This window comes from Mesorhizobium sp. BR-1-1-10, assembly GCF_020165595.1.
Classification (GTDB): Bacteria; Pseudomonadota; Alphaproteobacteria; order Rhizobiales; family Rhizobiaceae; genus Mesorhizobium; species Mesorhizobium australicum.
Genome location: NZ_JAIUIL010000006.1, coordinates 24,436 through 37,426 on the forward strand (window position 1 = coordinate 24,436; position 12,991 = coordinate 37,426).

The 12,991-nt window shown below is 64.1% G+C and carries 13 protein-coding genes; 9 read left to right on the forward strand and 4 right to left on the reverse strand.

Translation table 11 applies throughout. The features are described from left to right. Positions 1-15 precede the first annotated feature (15 nt). Positions 16-1,338, reverse strand: coding sequence for a DUF3422 family protein (locus LB555_RS14210; RefSeq protein WP_140821116.1), 1,323 nt, complete (start codon positions 1,336-1,338; stop codon positions 16-18). 207 nt (positions 1,339-1,545) lie between these two features. Between LB555_RS14210 and LB555_RS14215 the strand changes: the two genes are divergently transcribed. From LB555_RS14215 to LB555_RS14225, 3 genes are read left to right on the forward strand one after another with little or no spacing between them, the layout of a single operon-like run. Beyond that, positions 1,546-2,349, forward strand: a complete 804-nt coding sequence (locus LB555_RS14215) for an FCD domain-containing protein (RefSeq protein ID WP_224683115.1) — start codon at positions 1,546-1,548, stop codon at positions 2,347-2,349. A gap of 25 nt (positions 2,350-2,374) precedes the next feature. After that, on the forward strand, positions 2,375-3,511 hold the full coding sequence (locus LB555_RS14220; protein WP_015316498.1) for an alpha-hydroxy acid oxidase: 1,137 nt from the start codon (positions 2,375-2,377) through the stop codon (positions 3,509-3,511). A gap of 34 nt (positions 3,512-3,545) precedes the next feature. Further along, positions 3,546-4,319: a metallophosphoesterase gene (locus LB555_RS14225; RefSeq protein WP_224683116.1), complete on the forward strand. Its 774-nt coding sequence runs from the start codon at positions 3,546-3,548 to the stop codon at positions 4,317-4,319. Between the two features lie 65 nt (positions 4,320-4,384). Here LB555_RS14225 and LB555_RS29300 read toward each other — a convergent pair whose 3' ends face one another. Then, positions 4,385-4,516 (reverse strand): hypothetical protein, encoded by a 132-nt coding sequence (locus LB555_RS29300; protein WP_013893872.1) that lies wholly within the window; start codon positions 4,514-4,516, stop codon positions 4,385-4,387. Between the two features lie 289 nt (positions 4,517-4,805). Further along, positions 4,806-5,504, reverse strand: a complete 699-nt coding sequence (locus LB555_RS14230; RefSeq protein WP_140792941.1) for a type 1 glutamine amidotransferase — start codon at positions 5,502-5,504, stop codon at positions 4,806-4,808. Between the two features lie 87 nt (positions 5,505-5,591). Here LB555_RS14230 and LB555_RS14235 point away from each other — a divergent pair, with 87 nt between their 5' ends. The 4 genes from LB555_RS14235 (at position 5,592) to LB555_RS14250 (ending at position 9,645) form a co-directional block, all read left to right on the forward strand. Next, entirely contained in the window at positions 5,592-6,239 is a 648-nt protein-coding gene (locus tag LB555_RS14235; protein WP_015316495.1) for a hypothetical protein, read from the forward strand. A 31-nt stretch (positions 6,240-6,270) separates the two neighbouring features. Further along, a complete protein-coding gene (locus LB555_RS14240; protein ID WP_140715890.1) occupies positions 6,271-7,005 on the forward strand; it encodes a 16S rRNA (uracil(1498)-N(3))-methyltransferase in 735 nt (244 codons plus the stop codon). A gap of 144 nt (positions 7,006-7,149) precedes the next feature. Then, a complete protein-coding gene (locus LB555_RS14245) occupies positions 7,150-8,523 on the forward strand; it encodes a glutamate--cysteine ligase (protein WP_140660864.1) in 1,374 nt (457 codons plus the stop codon). A gap of 90 nt (positions 8,524-8,613) precedes the next feature. Further along, positions 8,614-9,645: a DUF937 domain-containing protein gene (locus tag LB555_RS14250; protein WP_140715552.1), complete on the forward strand. Its 1,032-nt coding sequence runs from the start codon at positions 8,614-8,616 to the stop codon at positions 9,643-9,645. A gap of 160 nt (positions 9,646-9,805) precedes the next feature. On the opposite strand, the gene LB555_RS14255 is transcribed toward LB555_RS14250, so the two are convergent. Next, on the reverse strand, positions 9,806-10,096 hold the full coding sequence (locus tag LB555_RS14255) for a DUF1127 domain-containing protein (RefSeq protein WP_140725632.1): 291 nt from the start codon (positions 10,094-10,096) through the stop codon (positions 9,806-9,808). 234 nt (positions 10,097-10,330) lie between these two features. On the opposite strand from LB555_RS14255, the gene LB555_RS14260 reads away from it, so the two are divergent. Continuing rightward, on the forward strand, positions 10,331-11,287 hold the full coding sequence (locus LB555_RS14260; protein WP_224683117.1) for a LysR substrate-binding domain-containing protein: 957 nt from the start codon (positions 10,331-10,333) through the stop codon (positions 11,285-11,287). A gap of 72 nt (positions 11,288-11,359) precedes the next feature. Continuing rightward, on the forward strand, positions 11,360-12,991 hold the full coding sequence (gene xseA / locus LB555_RS14265; RefSeq protein ID WP_140715558.1) for an exodeoxyribonuclease VII large subunit: 1,632 nt from the start codon (positions 11,360-11,362) through the stop codon (positions 12,989-12,991).

Genomic DNA, 12,991 nt, shown 5'->3' on the forward strand with positions numbered 1-12,991 from the left:
GAAGCTTGGCGCGGTCTATTCGGCCGGATGCTTCGCCGGCTCGGAATGCATCTGTCGCACCCTGCGCACGCCCCACCAGACCAGCAGGATGGCGACAGGCACCGATGCGGCGGTAACGACCTCCGGCGCGAAAGCGTGGCCAAAGACCGACGCGCCCTTGGCGACATAGCCTATGAGGCCCACCACATAGTAGGAGACGGCGGCGACCGAGAGCCCTTCGACGGTCTGCTGCAGGCGCAGTTGCAGCCGGGCGCGGTTGTTCATCGAGGCGAGCAGATCGCGGTTCTGCTTCTCGACCTCGACATCCACCCAGGTGCGCAACAGCGTGGTGGCACGGGTCAGCTTTCGCGACAGATTGGCCTGGCGCTCCTCGACCGAGCGGCAGGTGCGCATGGCTGGCGCCATGCGCCGCAGCAGAAAGCCCGCCCAGGTGTCGTAGCCCAGCACTGGCTCCTCATCCAGTGCCTCGAGCCTTTCAGTGACGATGCCGTCATAAGCGCGACTGGCGCCGAAGCGGTAAAGGCTGGAAGCGGCATCAGCCTCCAGTTCGGCGGCAAGCTCCGTCAGGTCGGCGAGCAGCGTCTGGCTGTCGCGGGTCTCGGCAACTTTCATTTCCAGGGTCGTCTGTGCCAAGCGATCCTCGATGCGGCGGGCGCGGCTGGACAAGGTGAGCGCCAGCGGCAAGCCGAGCATGGCAAGCGTGCGGTAGGTCTCGATGTCGATCAGCCGCTGCGACAGCGCGCCGGTGCTGGCCGGGGTCAGACCACGATCAAGCACCAGCATGCGGGTCATGCCATCGCCGTCCTGGCGGAAGTCGGTGACAATAGCCGCGCTGCCGCGCTCGACGAGCGAGTGACAGAGGCTGGTCGGGTCGAAGCCGGCGATCAGCCTCTCGTTCGCCTGCGTCCACTTGCGGATCTCGAGCCGGATGCCCGAGATGACGGTTCCCGGCGGCGAAAAGCCATTGCCGAACGGCGAATCCTCTTGCCCCCGGCCATTCTCGGCCAGCGGTCCTTCCCAGAGATAGGTCGAGAACTCCGTATGCCGCTCCCAGCGCAGCGTGCCCTTGCCCCATTTCATGGCGTGGTGGCGGGCATGACGCTCGGGGGCGGCGATGCCGAGGCGGCGCGACAGTTCCGAAAGCACGGCATGGTCGACCGCGGAGCCTCCTTCGGTCATGAAGGAGAGCTGGACGAGGACACGCGGCTTCTCGACGAGTGGATGCGGACGGGCATGAACCTCGCCGAGCGCGCCGGGCCGGCCTTCATGCGCCGGAAAGCCCATGACGCTGCCTTGGCTGCGCGACTGGAATTCAAGATTGGACGTCTCGTCCGACACGTCTGGTCCCCCTGGTTTCGACCCTTCGTGCAATGGTGCCGTCTTGCGGCAATCGACAAGGGACGTAAACAGCAAAGTTTAGCGCGAGGCGACGTGCCGGCGCGATGCGAAAATCGACCGAACCAGGCGAATTGGATAAATAATTTGACCAGTTGGCGACAGACGCTTTAATCTGCGCGACATTCATTCCGTCCCCAGGCGCTTCCTTTGAGCGATATTTTCTCCAGGATCGAGCATTCGCGCACCGCCGACGAAGTCGTGCAGCAGATCGAAAGCCTCATCCTCGAAGGCGTGCTGCGCACTGGCGACCGGCTGCCGGGCGAGCGCGAACTGGCGCGTCAGTTCGATGTGTCGCGGCCCATCCTGCGCGATGCGCTGAAGGCGCTCGAAGGACGTGGGTTGCTGACGACCAAGGCCGGCGGCGGCACGCATGTCGCCGACATTATCGGCCAGTTGTTTACCAAGCCGGTGGCGGACCTGATCTCGACGCATCGCAAGGCTGTGACGGACTATCTGGAGTATCGCCGCGAGGTCGAGGGCATAGCCGCCGAATACGCGGCACGGCGTGCCACACCCGAAGACCTCGCCCTGCTCGACCGCATCATGGCGCGCATGGATGAGGCGCATCGCACCGGCGACTTCGACGACGAGGCGGAAATCGACGTTGAATTCCACCACGCGATCTGCGAATGCGCGCACAACATCCTGCTCTTGCACACGCTGCGCTCCTGCTACCGCCTCTTATCGGAAGGCGTGTTCCAGAACCGGCTGCTGGTGTTCACCGTGCCGGGCGCGCGAGAGGCGCTGCTGGCGCAGCACCGGGCGATCCACACCGCGGTCAGGGCTGGCGATCCGGCCGCCGCCCGCCAGGCGGCGATGGACCACATGACCTATGTCGAGCGCTCGATGGTGGAAGCCGAGCGCAGCGGCGACTGGCAACGCGTGTCGCGGCTGAGGCTAAGGCAGCGCTCGGAAACCGGCGGCAGCGAACCAGCGCGCAGCCGCTCCTAGTCAATTCGATCAAGCGGGGACCATCATGAGCGACATTCTCACCATCGCAGACCTCAAGGATCTCGCGCGCCGGCGCGTGCCCAAGATGTTCTTCGACTATGCCGACTCCGGCGCCTGGACCGAGAGCACCTACCGGGCAAACGAGGAAGACTTCCAGAAGATCAAGTTCCGCCAGCGCGTGCTGGTCGACATGAGCAACCGCTCGCTGGAATCGACCATGATCGGCCAGAAAGTGTCGATGCCGGTGGCGCTTGCGCCGACAGGCCTGACCGGCATGCAGCACGCCGACGGCGAGATGCTGGCAGCGCAGGCGGCTGAGGAATTCGGCGTGCCGTTCACGCTTTCGACGATGAGCATCTGCTCGATCGAGGATGTCGCGTCGGTGACGAAGAAACCGTTCTGGTTCCAACTCTATGTGCTGCGCGACAAGGATTTCGTCCTCAATTTGATCGACCGGGCGAAGGCGGCGAAGTGCTCGGCGCTGGTGCTGACGCTCGACCTGCAGGTCCTCGGCCAGCGCCACAAGGACGTCCGCAATGGGCTTTCGGCGCCGCCCAAGATGACGCTCGCCAACATCGCCAACATCGCTGTGCGGCCTGGCTGGTGGATGGGCATGGCTGGCACGAAGCGCCGTACCTTCCGTAACATCGTCGGCCATGCCAAGGGCGTCGGCGATGTGGCTTCGTTGTCGTCATGGACGACCGAACAGTTCGATCCGCACCTGTCGTGGAAGGACGTCGCCTGGATCAAGGAGCGCTGGGGCGGCAAACTGATCCTCAAGGGCATCCTCGACAAGGAGGACGCGCTGATGGCGGCCAACACCGGCGCCGATGCCATCATCGTTTCCAATCATGGCGGCCGCCAACTCGACGGCGCATCGTCCTCCATCATGGCGCTGGAAGAGATCGCGGATGCGGTCGGCGACAGAATAGAAGTGCATATGGACGGCGGCATCCGCTCCGGCCAGGATGTGTTGAAAGCACTCTGCCTGGGCGCCAAGGGCACCTATATCGGCCGGCCGTTTCTTTACGGCTTGGGCGCGCTCGGCAAGGAAGGGGTTACCAAGGCGTTGGAAATCATCCGCAAGGAGATGGACATCACGCTGGCGCTGTGCGGAAAACGTCTGGTCACCGACATGGGCAAGGACCAACTCCGGCGCTAAGGCCGTGACATCTGACCACGGAGATACCAGAACCTTGGCGGAACCCGGCATCCATTTCCTCGACGCACGCGGGCCGGACGGCGTGCGTCTCTACGCGATCGGCGACGTGCATGGCCGGCTCGACCTGCTGGCCGCCATGCACGGACAGATCGAGGCCGAGATCGCCAGGGACCTGGTCGCGGACTGGCGCATCATCCATCTCGGCGACTATGTCGATCGAGGGCCCGACTCCAATGGCGTCGTCGACTTCCTGATCGAGGCGCGCGAACGCGATCAGCGAAACCTGATGCTGGCCGGCAATCACGACATCGGCTTTCTCGACTTTCTCGAGACACCCGACCCCGAAGGGCTCTTCATCCGTTTTGGCGGCATCCAGACCGCGCAATCCTATGGGGTGACGATCAACAACGGCAGCGGCATCTGGTTCGGCAAGGCCGAGTCAGCCATGCGCAAGGGCCACCAAGCCCTGCTTGCAGCCGTGCCGCAAAGCCATATCGACTTCCTGCGGTCGCTGCCGTTCTCGATGACGTCAGGCGACTTCTTCTTCTGCCATGCCGGCATAAGGCCAGGCATTGCGCTGGAGAAACAGAATATCCAGGACCTGATCTGGATCCGTGACGTCTTCCACGATCACACCGGTCTCTTCCAGAAGATCGTGGTGCATGGCCACACGCCGGTCCCCGAGGCGGAAGTGATGGCCAACCGCGTCAATGTCGACACGCTTGCCTGGCAGTCAGGCAAGCTTACCGCGCTCGTCGTGGACGGCGCGGACAAACGTATCCTGGAAATGTCGATAAAGGAACCTTGAGGCCCCGGCGCCAAGGGCGCGAGGATACTGGCGCGAGGGATACTCGCGCCAGCGATGCCTGGGCTTTAGCGCAGGGAGGCGGTGACGCCGTAGCCGTCGACCGCATTGTGGTTGTTGGCGGCATCGGCGGCATAGATGCCAAGGCCGCAAAGCACGATGGCGGACAGCATGGCAAAGGACAGAAGAGCTGCTTTCACGGAGGTCATCTCTTGTTGAGCTTTCTGCATCTGTGCACGAGGCGGTTACCAATGCGTTGAAACGGAAAAATCGCTTCAAAGTTTCGACGATTTCGCGCTTCTAGGCGTGTTCTGTATCGATGGTGTGTCGCACGGGTCACACAAAAGGTTCATCCCGGTTGCACAGCCGATATAGCGCGCGCCTTCTAGGATAGCGGGCGGACACAAGCCAAGGATGAAAGGGTTTTCCCCAGACGGATTCCGGCCCACGTGCCAATTATGTCACGCGGTAGGACGCGGAAGCGAATGCTCAGATCGTCGCCACCCAGGCGCGGGCGATGGCGAGGCCGGCAGCATCGGCATCAGGGCCGTTGCGGGCCATTTCGTCCTCGAGCTCGCCGGCCCAGTCGGGATGGCGCGCGGCAATGGTCGGCGCGAAGGAGGAACTCCAGTCCTTCACCAGCGGACGGTCGGCCTCGAAATGGAACTGGAAGCCGTAGACGGCACGGCCGACGCGAAACGCCTGGTTTTCGGCGACATCGTTGCCGGCGAGCCGCACGGCGTCGTCCGGCAGCTCGAATGTATCGTCGTGCCACTGGAAGATCGGGAATGTTTCCGGCAGTGCAGACAGCACCGGGTCGGCCTTGGCATCCGGGGTCAACGACACGCCGCGCCAGCCGAATTCATTGGCGCCGCCAATGCGGTTCTCGCCGCCAAAGGCGCGGGCGACGAGTTGACCCCCGAGACAGATGCCGAGCACTGCGCGGTCTTTGCCCGCAAAATCGCGGGTCAGTTCCAGCAGCGCCGGGAAATAGGGATAGTCTTCGTCGTCCAGTGCATTCTGGCCACCGCCGAGCACCACCATGGCATCATGGCCGGTTGCGTCCCGTGGCAGCGCATCACCCTTGTAGGGAAGGCGCACATCGAGATCGGCACCCGCTTCCGCGAGCGCCGCGCCAACCTGGCCAAGGCCGGTATTGTCGAAGTTCTGGACCACCAGCACCCGCATGGCAAACCCTGCTGACATGAAAACGAGGAAACCAGCGATATCATGCCGCCAGTATCGCAGCCAAGATGCGTGTCCCAGGAGAAAACCATGCCACTGCAGAACCGGGTCGATCCGTTCGGCGCCATTCATGCCGTGCCGGAGCGCGGCCTGTTCACCGGCAATCGCGGCATCATCCACGACCCCGCGACAAAGACGCTCCTGAAAAAGCGCTGGGCGCTTCAGGCCTGGATCATCTGCGTGTGCCAATTCCGCAATGTGCGGCGCGAGCCGATGGGCCGCAACCGGGCCGATGGCAAGGCCGGCTGGACCGAACTGTTCTTCCTCGACGAGGTGACGGCGCTCGCCGCCGGGCATCGTCCCTGCTTCTTTTGCCAGCGCGAACGAGCCAGGGATTTTGTCAGGCGCTTCGGCCAAGCCTTCGTCATTGCCGAGCCGCGCGCGCCGCAGGTGGACAAACGGCTGCACAAGGAGCGGTTGGCGTCGGGTGGCAAACGGCCTGCCGTCGCGATGGACGCGCTTGCCCGCCTGCCCGACGGCGCGATGATCGCAACCGGCGGCAGCACCTACGCCTTGTGCCACGGCAAGGCGTTGCCATGGTCTTTTGCCGGATACGGCCCGCCTACCAGCCTGGGTCGGTTCGAGGACGAGACGCTGGTGCTGCTGACCCCGGAAACGACGGTTGCCATCCTGCGTCACGGCTTTCAGCCTGTGTGGCATCCCTCCGCCAAGGCTTGACGCCGGCGGCCGCCTCGCCCATTCCTCGGCCATGCGCGCCAACTACAAGATGCAACGTCTGTTCGTGCCCGACGACCTCGGACCGGACATCGAGGTCGAACCCGGCCAGCAGCAGAGCCATTATCTCCTGCATGTGCTGCGGCTCGCCGAAGGCGCCGAGATCCTTGTCTTCAATGGCCGCGACGGCGAGTGGTCGGCCGCGATATCAGCGAAATCGAAGCGCTCGGTGCGGCTGAAAGTAATGGCGCTGCAAAGGCCGCAGCCGCCTTTGCCTGACCTGGTCTATTGCTTCGCACCGCTGAAGCAGGGCCGGCTGGATTATCTCGTGCAGAAGGCGGTCGAGATGGGCGCCGGCGTCCTGCAGCCGGTCATCACCCAGCACACGCAGGTGGCCAAGCCGTCGATCGATCGCCTGCGCGCCAATGTCGTCGAGGCCGCCGAACAATGCGGCATCCTGGCGGTGCCAGAAGTGCGCGAGGCGGAAAAATTCGAGCGCCTGCTGACCGGCTGGGACAAGGAACGCCGGTTGATCTTCTGCGACGAGGACGCCTCGACCAACAACCCACTGCCTGCGTTGCAGACGGTGAAGGAGAAGAAGCTCGCCCTGCTCGTCGGGCCCGAGGGGGGCTTTTCCGACGAGGAGCGCAAGATGCTGCGCGCGCTCCCCTTCGTGACCGCCATTCCGCTCGGACCGCGTATCCTGCGTGCCGACACGGCGGCCGTGGCAGCGCTTGCGGTGATGCAGGCAACGATCGGCGACTGGTAGTGCTCTGTCTCTTGCAAGAGGTGTTTGCTGGGCGTGGCCTTCAATTCCTCTTGACCTGTGGCTCAGGATTTTTCGCTTGATCGGCTACTGACATTTCGTCCATTTAGCGCCGGCGGTGGTCCAACCGCCTTTGAGGGCTTGAGAATGGCGCGCGACACAACCGATTTCCGGCCCATCGAAGGCATAGACGAGCTTGTCGAGCACCTGGCCGAAGGCAACAAGCCGCGCGAAAAATGGCGCATCGGCACCGAGCACGAGAAATTCCCGTTCTATGTCGATGGCAACGCACCGGTGCCCTATGGTGGTGAGCGCGGCATCCGCGCCATCCTTGAAGGCATGCAGAACAAGCTTGGCTGGGATCCGATCATGGATGACGGCCGCATCATCGGCTTGGTCGAACCGACGGGCCAGGGGGCAATTTCGCTCGAGCCCGGCGGCCAGTTCGAGCTTTCCGGCGCGCCGCTGGAGACGATCCACCAGACCTGCCGCGAGGGCAACGCCCATCTGGCGCAGGTGCGCGAGATCGCCGAGCCGATGGGCATCCGCTTCCTCGGCCTCGGCGGCAGCCCGAAATGGTCGTTGGCCGAGACACCGAAAATGCCGAAGTCGCGCTATGAGATCATGACGCGCTACATGCCCAAGGTCGGCACCAAGGGCCTCGACATGATGTACCGCACCTGCACGATCCAGGTGAACCTCGACTTCGAGAGCGAGGCCGACATGCGCCGCAAGATGCAGGTGTCGCTGAAGCTGCAGCCGCTGTCGACCGCACTGTTCGCCAACTCGCCCTTCACCGACAGCCGGCCGAACGGGCTGCAGAGCTGGCGCGGCGACATCTGGCGCGACACCGACAACCAGCGCTCGGGCCTGCTCGAATTCTGCTTCTCGCCCGATTTCGGTTTCGCCGACTATGTCGAATGGGCACTCGACGTGCCGATGTATTTCGTCATTCGCGATGGCCGTTATCACGACATGACGCATATCACCTTCCGCCAGTTCATGGCCGGGGCCGCGCGCAATGAAGTGCCGGACGGGCTGCCGACGATGGGCGACTGGGCGAACCATCTGTCGACGCTGTTCCCGGACGTGCGGCTCAAGCGTTTCCTTGAAATGCGCGGCGCCGATGGCGGTCCCTGGCGGCGCATCTGCGCGCTGCCGGCCTTCTGGGTCGGGCTGCTCTACGACGAGGTGGCACTCGACGCGGCCGAGGCGTTGACGTCGAGCTGGACCTACAAGGAAGTCCTGGCCATGCGCAACGCCGTGCCGGAGCTCGGCATTGCCGCGCCCTTCCGCAACACGACGTTGCGCGAGGTCGCCCGCGACGTCATGGCCATTTCGCGCACGGGGTTGAAGAACCGCGGCAAGAAGAACCGTGACGGCTACGACGAAACCTCGTTCCTCAACACGCTCGACGAGGTCGTGGCGCGCGGCACCACCAGTGCGGAGGAGATGCTGTCGGCCTACCACACGCGCTGGGGCGGCTCGATCGAGCCGGTGTTCATGGAGTATGCCTATTAACCGCGAGCCATGGCGGGTGGCAAAAGTAACTTCAATCGGGCGCTGAAACGAATTAGGCTCTCTTTCGAGGATTTCCCGGAGGAGAAGCCGATGCCTACCTTGTTCGACATGCTGGCGCAGGCCCAGAACGGCAACGGCATGCAGGCGCTTGCCCAGCAATACGGGCTTTCGCTGCAGCAGACGCAGGCGGCGGTCGCCGCACTGCTGCCAGCCTTTTCACAAGGGTTGCAACGCAACACCGCCGATCCCTATGGGCTCGGCGCCTTCATGACGGCGATGGCAAGCGGCCAGCACGCCAAATATTTCGAGGACGCCACGCGCGCCTTCTCGCCGCAAGGCGTCGACGAGGGCAACGGCATTCTGGGACATCTGTTCGGTTCGAAAGACCTGTCGCGCGCCGTGGCCAGCCAGGCCGCGCAGGCGAGCGGCGTCAGCCAGCAGATCTTGCAGCAGATGCTGCCTGCTATCGCCTCGATGGTAATGGGCGGACTGTTCAAGCAGACGACAAACCAGATGCAGGCAGCGGCTGGTCTTGGCGGCGGCGGCAACAATCCACTGGGCGAGATCATCGAGCAGATGATGCGGCAAGGCGGCATGCAGGCGCCAGCGCCGCAACAGCGCCAGGCGCCACCGCCTCAGAACCCCATGGACAACCCGCTCGGCAAGGTCTTGCAGGACATGTTCGGCGGCGGCTCACCGCAGCCGCAAAGCCAGCCGCAGCCGGCGCCCAATCCTTATGGCGACAATCCGCTCGGCAAGGTGCTGCAGGACATGTTCGGTGGCGGCGCGCCGCAGCAACCACAAAGCCGGCCCCAGCCCCAGCAGACACAGAGCCCCTACGGCGACAACCCGCTGGGGAAAATCTTCGAGGAGATGCTGCGGCAAGGTGGAGGCGGCGGCCTCGGGATGCCCGGCGGGCAGCCGGCGCCGCAACCTCAAGCGCCGCAACCGCAGCAGCGCCAAGCACCACAGCCCCAAGCCAATCCGAGCGGACGGCCACGGAACCCGTTCGACGACATTTTCGGCAAGATGTTCCAGACCGGAGCCCAGCAGCGCGACGAATACCAGAAGGGCGTGGAAACGATCTTCGACCAGTTCAAGCGGGACATGGACCGGCGGTAGTCGCCCGGCCTTCGGTAAACCTTAAAGGAAAAGCCCGGTCCTTGGGAGGACCGGGCAGCGTGCAGGCAGGCCGGCGGGGAACCGGCAGGGAGTGGGGAGCCTGCAGAACCTTGGTCGCGCTGAACCGTGAAAGGGTTCAACGCAACCGAAGCTGAACCAATCAGGCCACCTTGCGGGCGATTTCCTCGATCGTTTCCACGCGATCGCTGGCGATCTCACGCAGGATTGCCGTCGGGTCACGGCCAAACGACACGTCGATTGCAACATGCAGGTCGGCGCGCGTGAGGCCGATATCGGCGAGTTCTGCATCCGACATCTCGCCAAGGCGGTAGAAGGCGCGGCGGTTTTTCCAGGCGCGGTAGGTGTTGGAGACAATGTTGGCCACGCGCGTCGCAACAGCCGGACGCGAGGTGATGCGCGAGGTCTCGGTGGCGAAATCGATCGTGGTCATATCGGTCTCCTTCAGACTCGAACGGACGAAACCCGACGATCGGCGCTGGCGACAGCGGCCGTTCCGGTCTCAAATACAATTTTAGAAATGCATGTCGTCGTCTCAAAACCGGTGTCCACTTTTGGGCGACATGCATGGCTTTCACTTGGACAATGCCAATTTGCCATCGACCGATTGATTAATCCAACGAATGTTTCTAATCTTTAATATCAACAGTAGTGATGGATTGGACCGATGAAAGCGCCGCTCGATCTCGATCAATTGCAGACCTTCATCTCGATTGCCGATACCGGCAGCTTCACCCGCGCTGCGGAAGAAGTGCACCGCACCCAGTCGGCGGTGTCGATGCAGATACGCCGGCTGGAGGAGCGGATCGGCAAGCCGCTGTTCGAGAAGGAGGGGCGCTCGAACAGGCTGACGGAGGAAGGCGACAAACTGCTCTCCTACGCAAGGCGATTGCTCTATCTCAACCGCGAAACGCTCGCAGCCTTCGATGACCAGAGGCTCGAAGGCACGATCCGCATCGGCACGCCTGACGATTATGCGGACCGTTTCCTGCCCGAGATCATGGCACGGTTCACGCGCTCCAATCCGCGCGTCGAACTGACCGTCATCTGCGAACCGACGCCGGGGCTGGTCGAGCACATCAAGCGCGGCAATCTCGACCTAGCGCTGGTGACGCACAATGATGTGCGCGGCCAGTCGGAGGTGGTGCGGCGTGAACCGCTGCTCTGGGTCTCCTCGGCCAACCATGCGACACATGAACAGGAGACGCTGCCGATGGCCTTCGGCCGGCCGAACTGCATCTGGAGGCGCGCCGCGGTCGACGTGTTGGACCAGCAGAACCGCGACTACCGCATCCTGTTCACCAGTTTCTCAGCGACCGTGATCACCGCCGCCGTGCTGTCGGGGCTGGCGATCTCGGTGCTGCCGGAATGCGCGCTCAGGCCCGGCATGCGGGTGCTGGGCGAGGCCGACGGCTTCGGCGCCCTGCCCGACTGCCGCATCGGCATCATGCGCGGCCAGACCTCGCGGCCGGAGATCGTCGATGCGCTTGCCCGCCACATCTCGGAAAGCCTGGACAACATCTCCGTGCCGCTCGGCGAGGAGACGGGGACGTTCGATTTCGCGGCCCTCGCCTTTGCCAAGATGAAGCGAAGCAAGCCGAACCAGATCCTGCCGGGCTGGTAAAAAGCGGGTCATGACTATCGGGCCTGACACGGCCGCCTTGACGTCGGCGTCCAACCGGCCCCCAATCGACCGATGAGCGAAGCAGCATCCGAATCACGCACCAACGCCACCGAATACACGGTGAGCGAAATATCAGGCGCGCTGAAGCGCACGGTCGAGGACGTCTTCGGCAATGTGCGGGTGCGCGGCGAAATCTCAGGTTATCGTGGGCCGCATTCCTCCGGCCATGCTTATTTCGCGCTCAAGGACGACCGTGCGCGGCTCGACGCCGTGGTCTGGAAAGGCACGATGAGCCGGCTGAAATTTCGTCCCGAGGAAGGGATGGAGGTGATCGCCACCGGCAAGCTCACCACCTATCCCGGCAAGTCCAATTACCAGATCGTCATCGACAATCTCGAGCCGGCCGGCGCCGGGGCGCTGATGGCGCTGCTGGAGGAACGCAAACGCCGGCTGCAGGCGGAGGGCCTTTTCGATGCGGTGCGCAAACGCCGGCTGCCGTTCATGCCACGCGTCATCGGCGTGGTCACCTCGCCGACCGGCTCGGTCATCCGCGACATCATCCATCGCATCAAGGACCGCTTTCCACTGCATGTGCTGGTCTGGCCCGTGCGGGTTCAAGGCGACACGGCGAGTGCGGAAGTGACCAATGCCGTCACCGGTTTCAATGCGCTGGCATGGGACAGCCCCATTCAGCGCCCCGATCTGCTGATCGTGGCGCGCGGCGGCGGCAGCCTGGAAGATCTGTGGGGCTTCAACGACGAGGCACTCGCCCGCGCGGTCGCCGCCTCGGGCATTCCGGTGATTTCGGCTGTCGGCCACGAAACCGACTGGACGCTGATCGACCTTGTCGCGGATGTGCGGGCGCCGACACCGACGGGCGCGGCCGAAATCGCCGTGCCGGTGAAGGCTGACCTCGAAGCGACGCTGGCCAGCCTCGGCGCGCGGCTCAAGGCCGCCGTCTTGCGCAATTTCGAGCGCAAGCGGCAGGCAGCCCGTGCGGCGGCGCGTGCGATGCCCTCGCCCGATCAATTGCTGGCGCTGCCGCGCCGGCGCCTGGACGAGGCGACATCGAGGCTCGGTCGTGGCCTGATGGTTTCCACCGAGCGCAAGCGGGCGCGATTCTTCGCTGTAAAATTGACGCCGGCAATGCTGTCGCAGCGGATTGCCGAAGCGCGGCGCACCAACGACCGTAGCCTTTTGCGGGCGCAAGGGGCGCTGCGCACTCTGGCCAGAAGCCGGCGCGCGGAGCTCAATCGTGCCGCGGATCAGTTGCCAAAATGCGCCAAGGCATCGCTGCAGCGGCACAGACAGCAATTGGCTTTGCTGCAGGGCCGCATCACGATCGAGCCGACAGCCCGGCGCCAACGTGTGCAGAGGGATCTTCTGACGGCTTTGACGAGACGCGGCGGCCAGGCGATGCTGCTCAGGCTGGAGCGGTTGCGCGGCCGCATCGTCCAGGCCGACCGGCTGATGGCGACGCTTTCGCACAAGGCCGTCCTGGCGCGCGGCTTCGCGCTGGTGAAGGATGCCGACGGCGCGGTCATCAAGCAGGCCGCCGAGGTGGCGTCGGGGATGGCGCTGTCGCTGGAGTTCGCCGATGGCACGGCGGATGCGGTGGCAACCAGTGGCGCGGCGCGGCCAAAGCCCGTGGCCAGACCGGCGGCAAAGGCAAAGGAACCCGGCAATCAGGGATCCTTGTTCTAA

Coding starts and splice junctions, on each gene's coding strand:
- xseA (WP_140715558.1), top strand. CDS start 11,360: ATGAGCGAAGCAGCATCCGAATCACGCACCAACGCCACCGAATACACG.
- LB555_RS14255 (WP_140725632.1), bottom strand. CDS start 10,096: ATGACCACGATCGATTTCGCCACCGAGACCTCGCGCATCACCTCGCGT.
- LB555_RS14260 (WP_224683117.1), top strand. CDS start 10,331: ATGAAAGCGCCGCTCGATCTCGATCAATTGCAGACCTTCATCTCGATT.
- LB555_RS14240 (WP_140715890.1), top strand. CDS start 6,271: ATGCGCGCCAACTACAAGATGCAACGTCTGTTCGTGCCCGACGACCTC.
- LB555_RS14235 (WP_015316495.1), top strand. CDS start 5,592: ATGCCACTGCAGAACCGGGTCGATCCGTTCGGCGCCATTCATGCCGTG.
- LB555_RS14245 (WP_140660864.1), top strand. CDS start 7,150: ATGGCGCGCGACACAACCGATTTCCGGCCCATCGAAGGCATAGACGAG.
- LB555_RS14230 (WP_140792941.1), bottom strand. CDS start 5,504: ATGCGGGTGCTGGTGGTCCAGAACTTCGACAATACCGGCCTTGGCCAG.
- LB555_RS14220 (WP_015316498.1), top strand. CDS start 2,375: ATGAGCGACATTCTCACCATCGCAGACCTCAAGGATCTCGCGCGCCGG.
- LB555_RS14250 (WP_140715552.1), top strand. CDS start 8,614: ATGCCTACCTTGTTCGACATGCTGGCGCAGGCCCAGAACGGCAACGGC.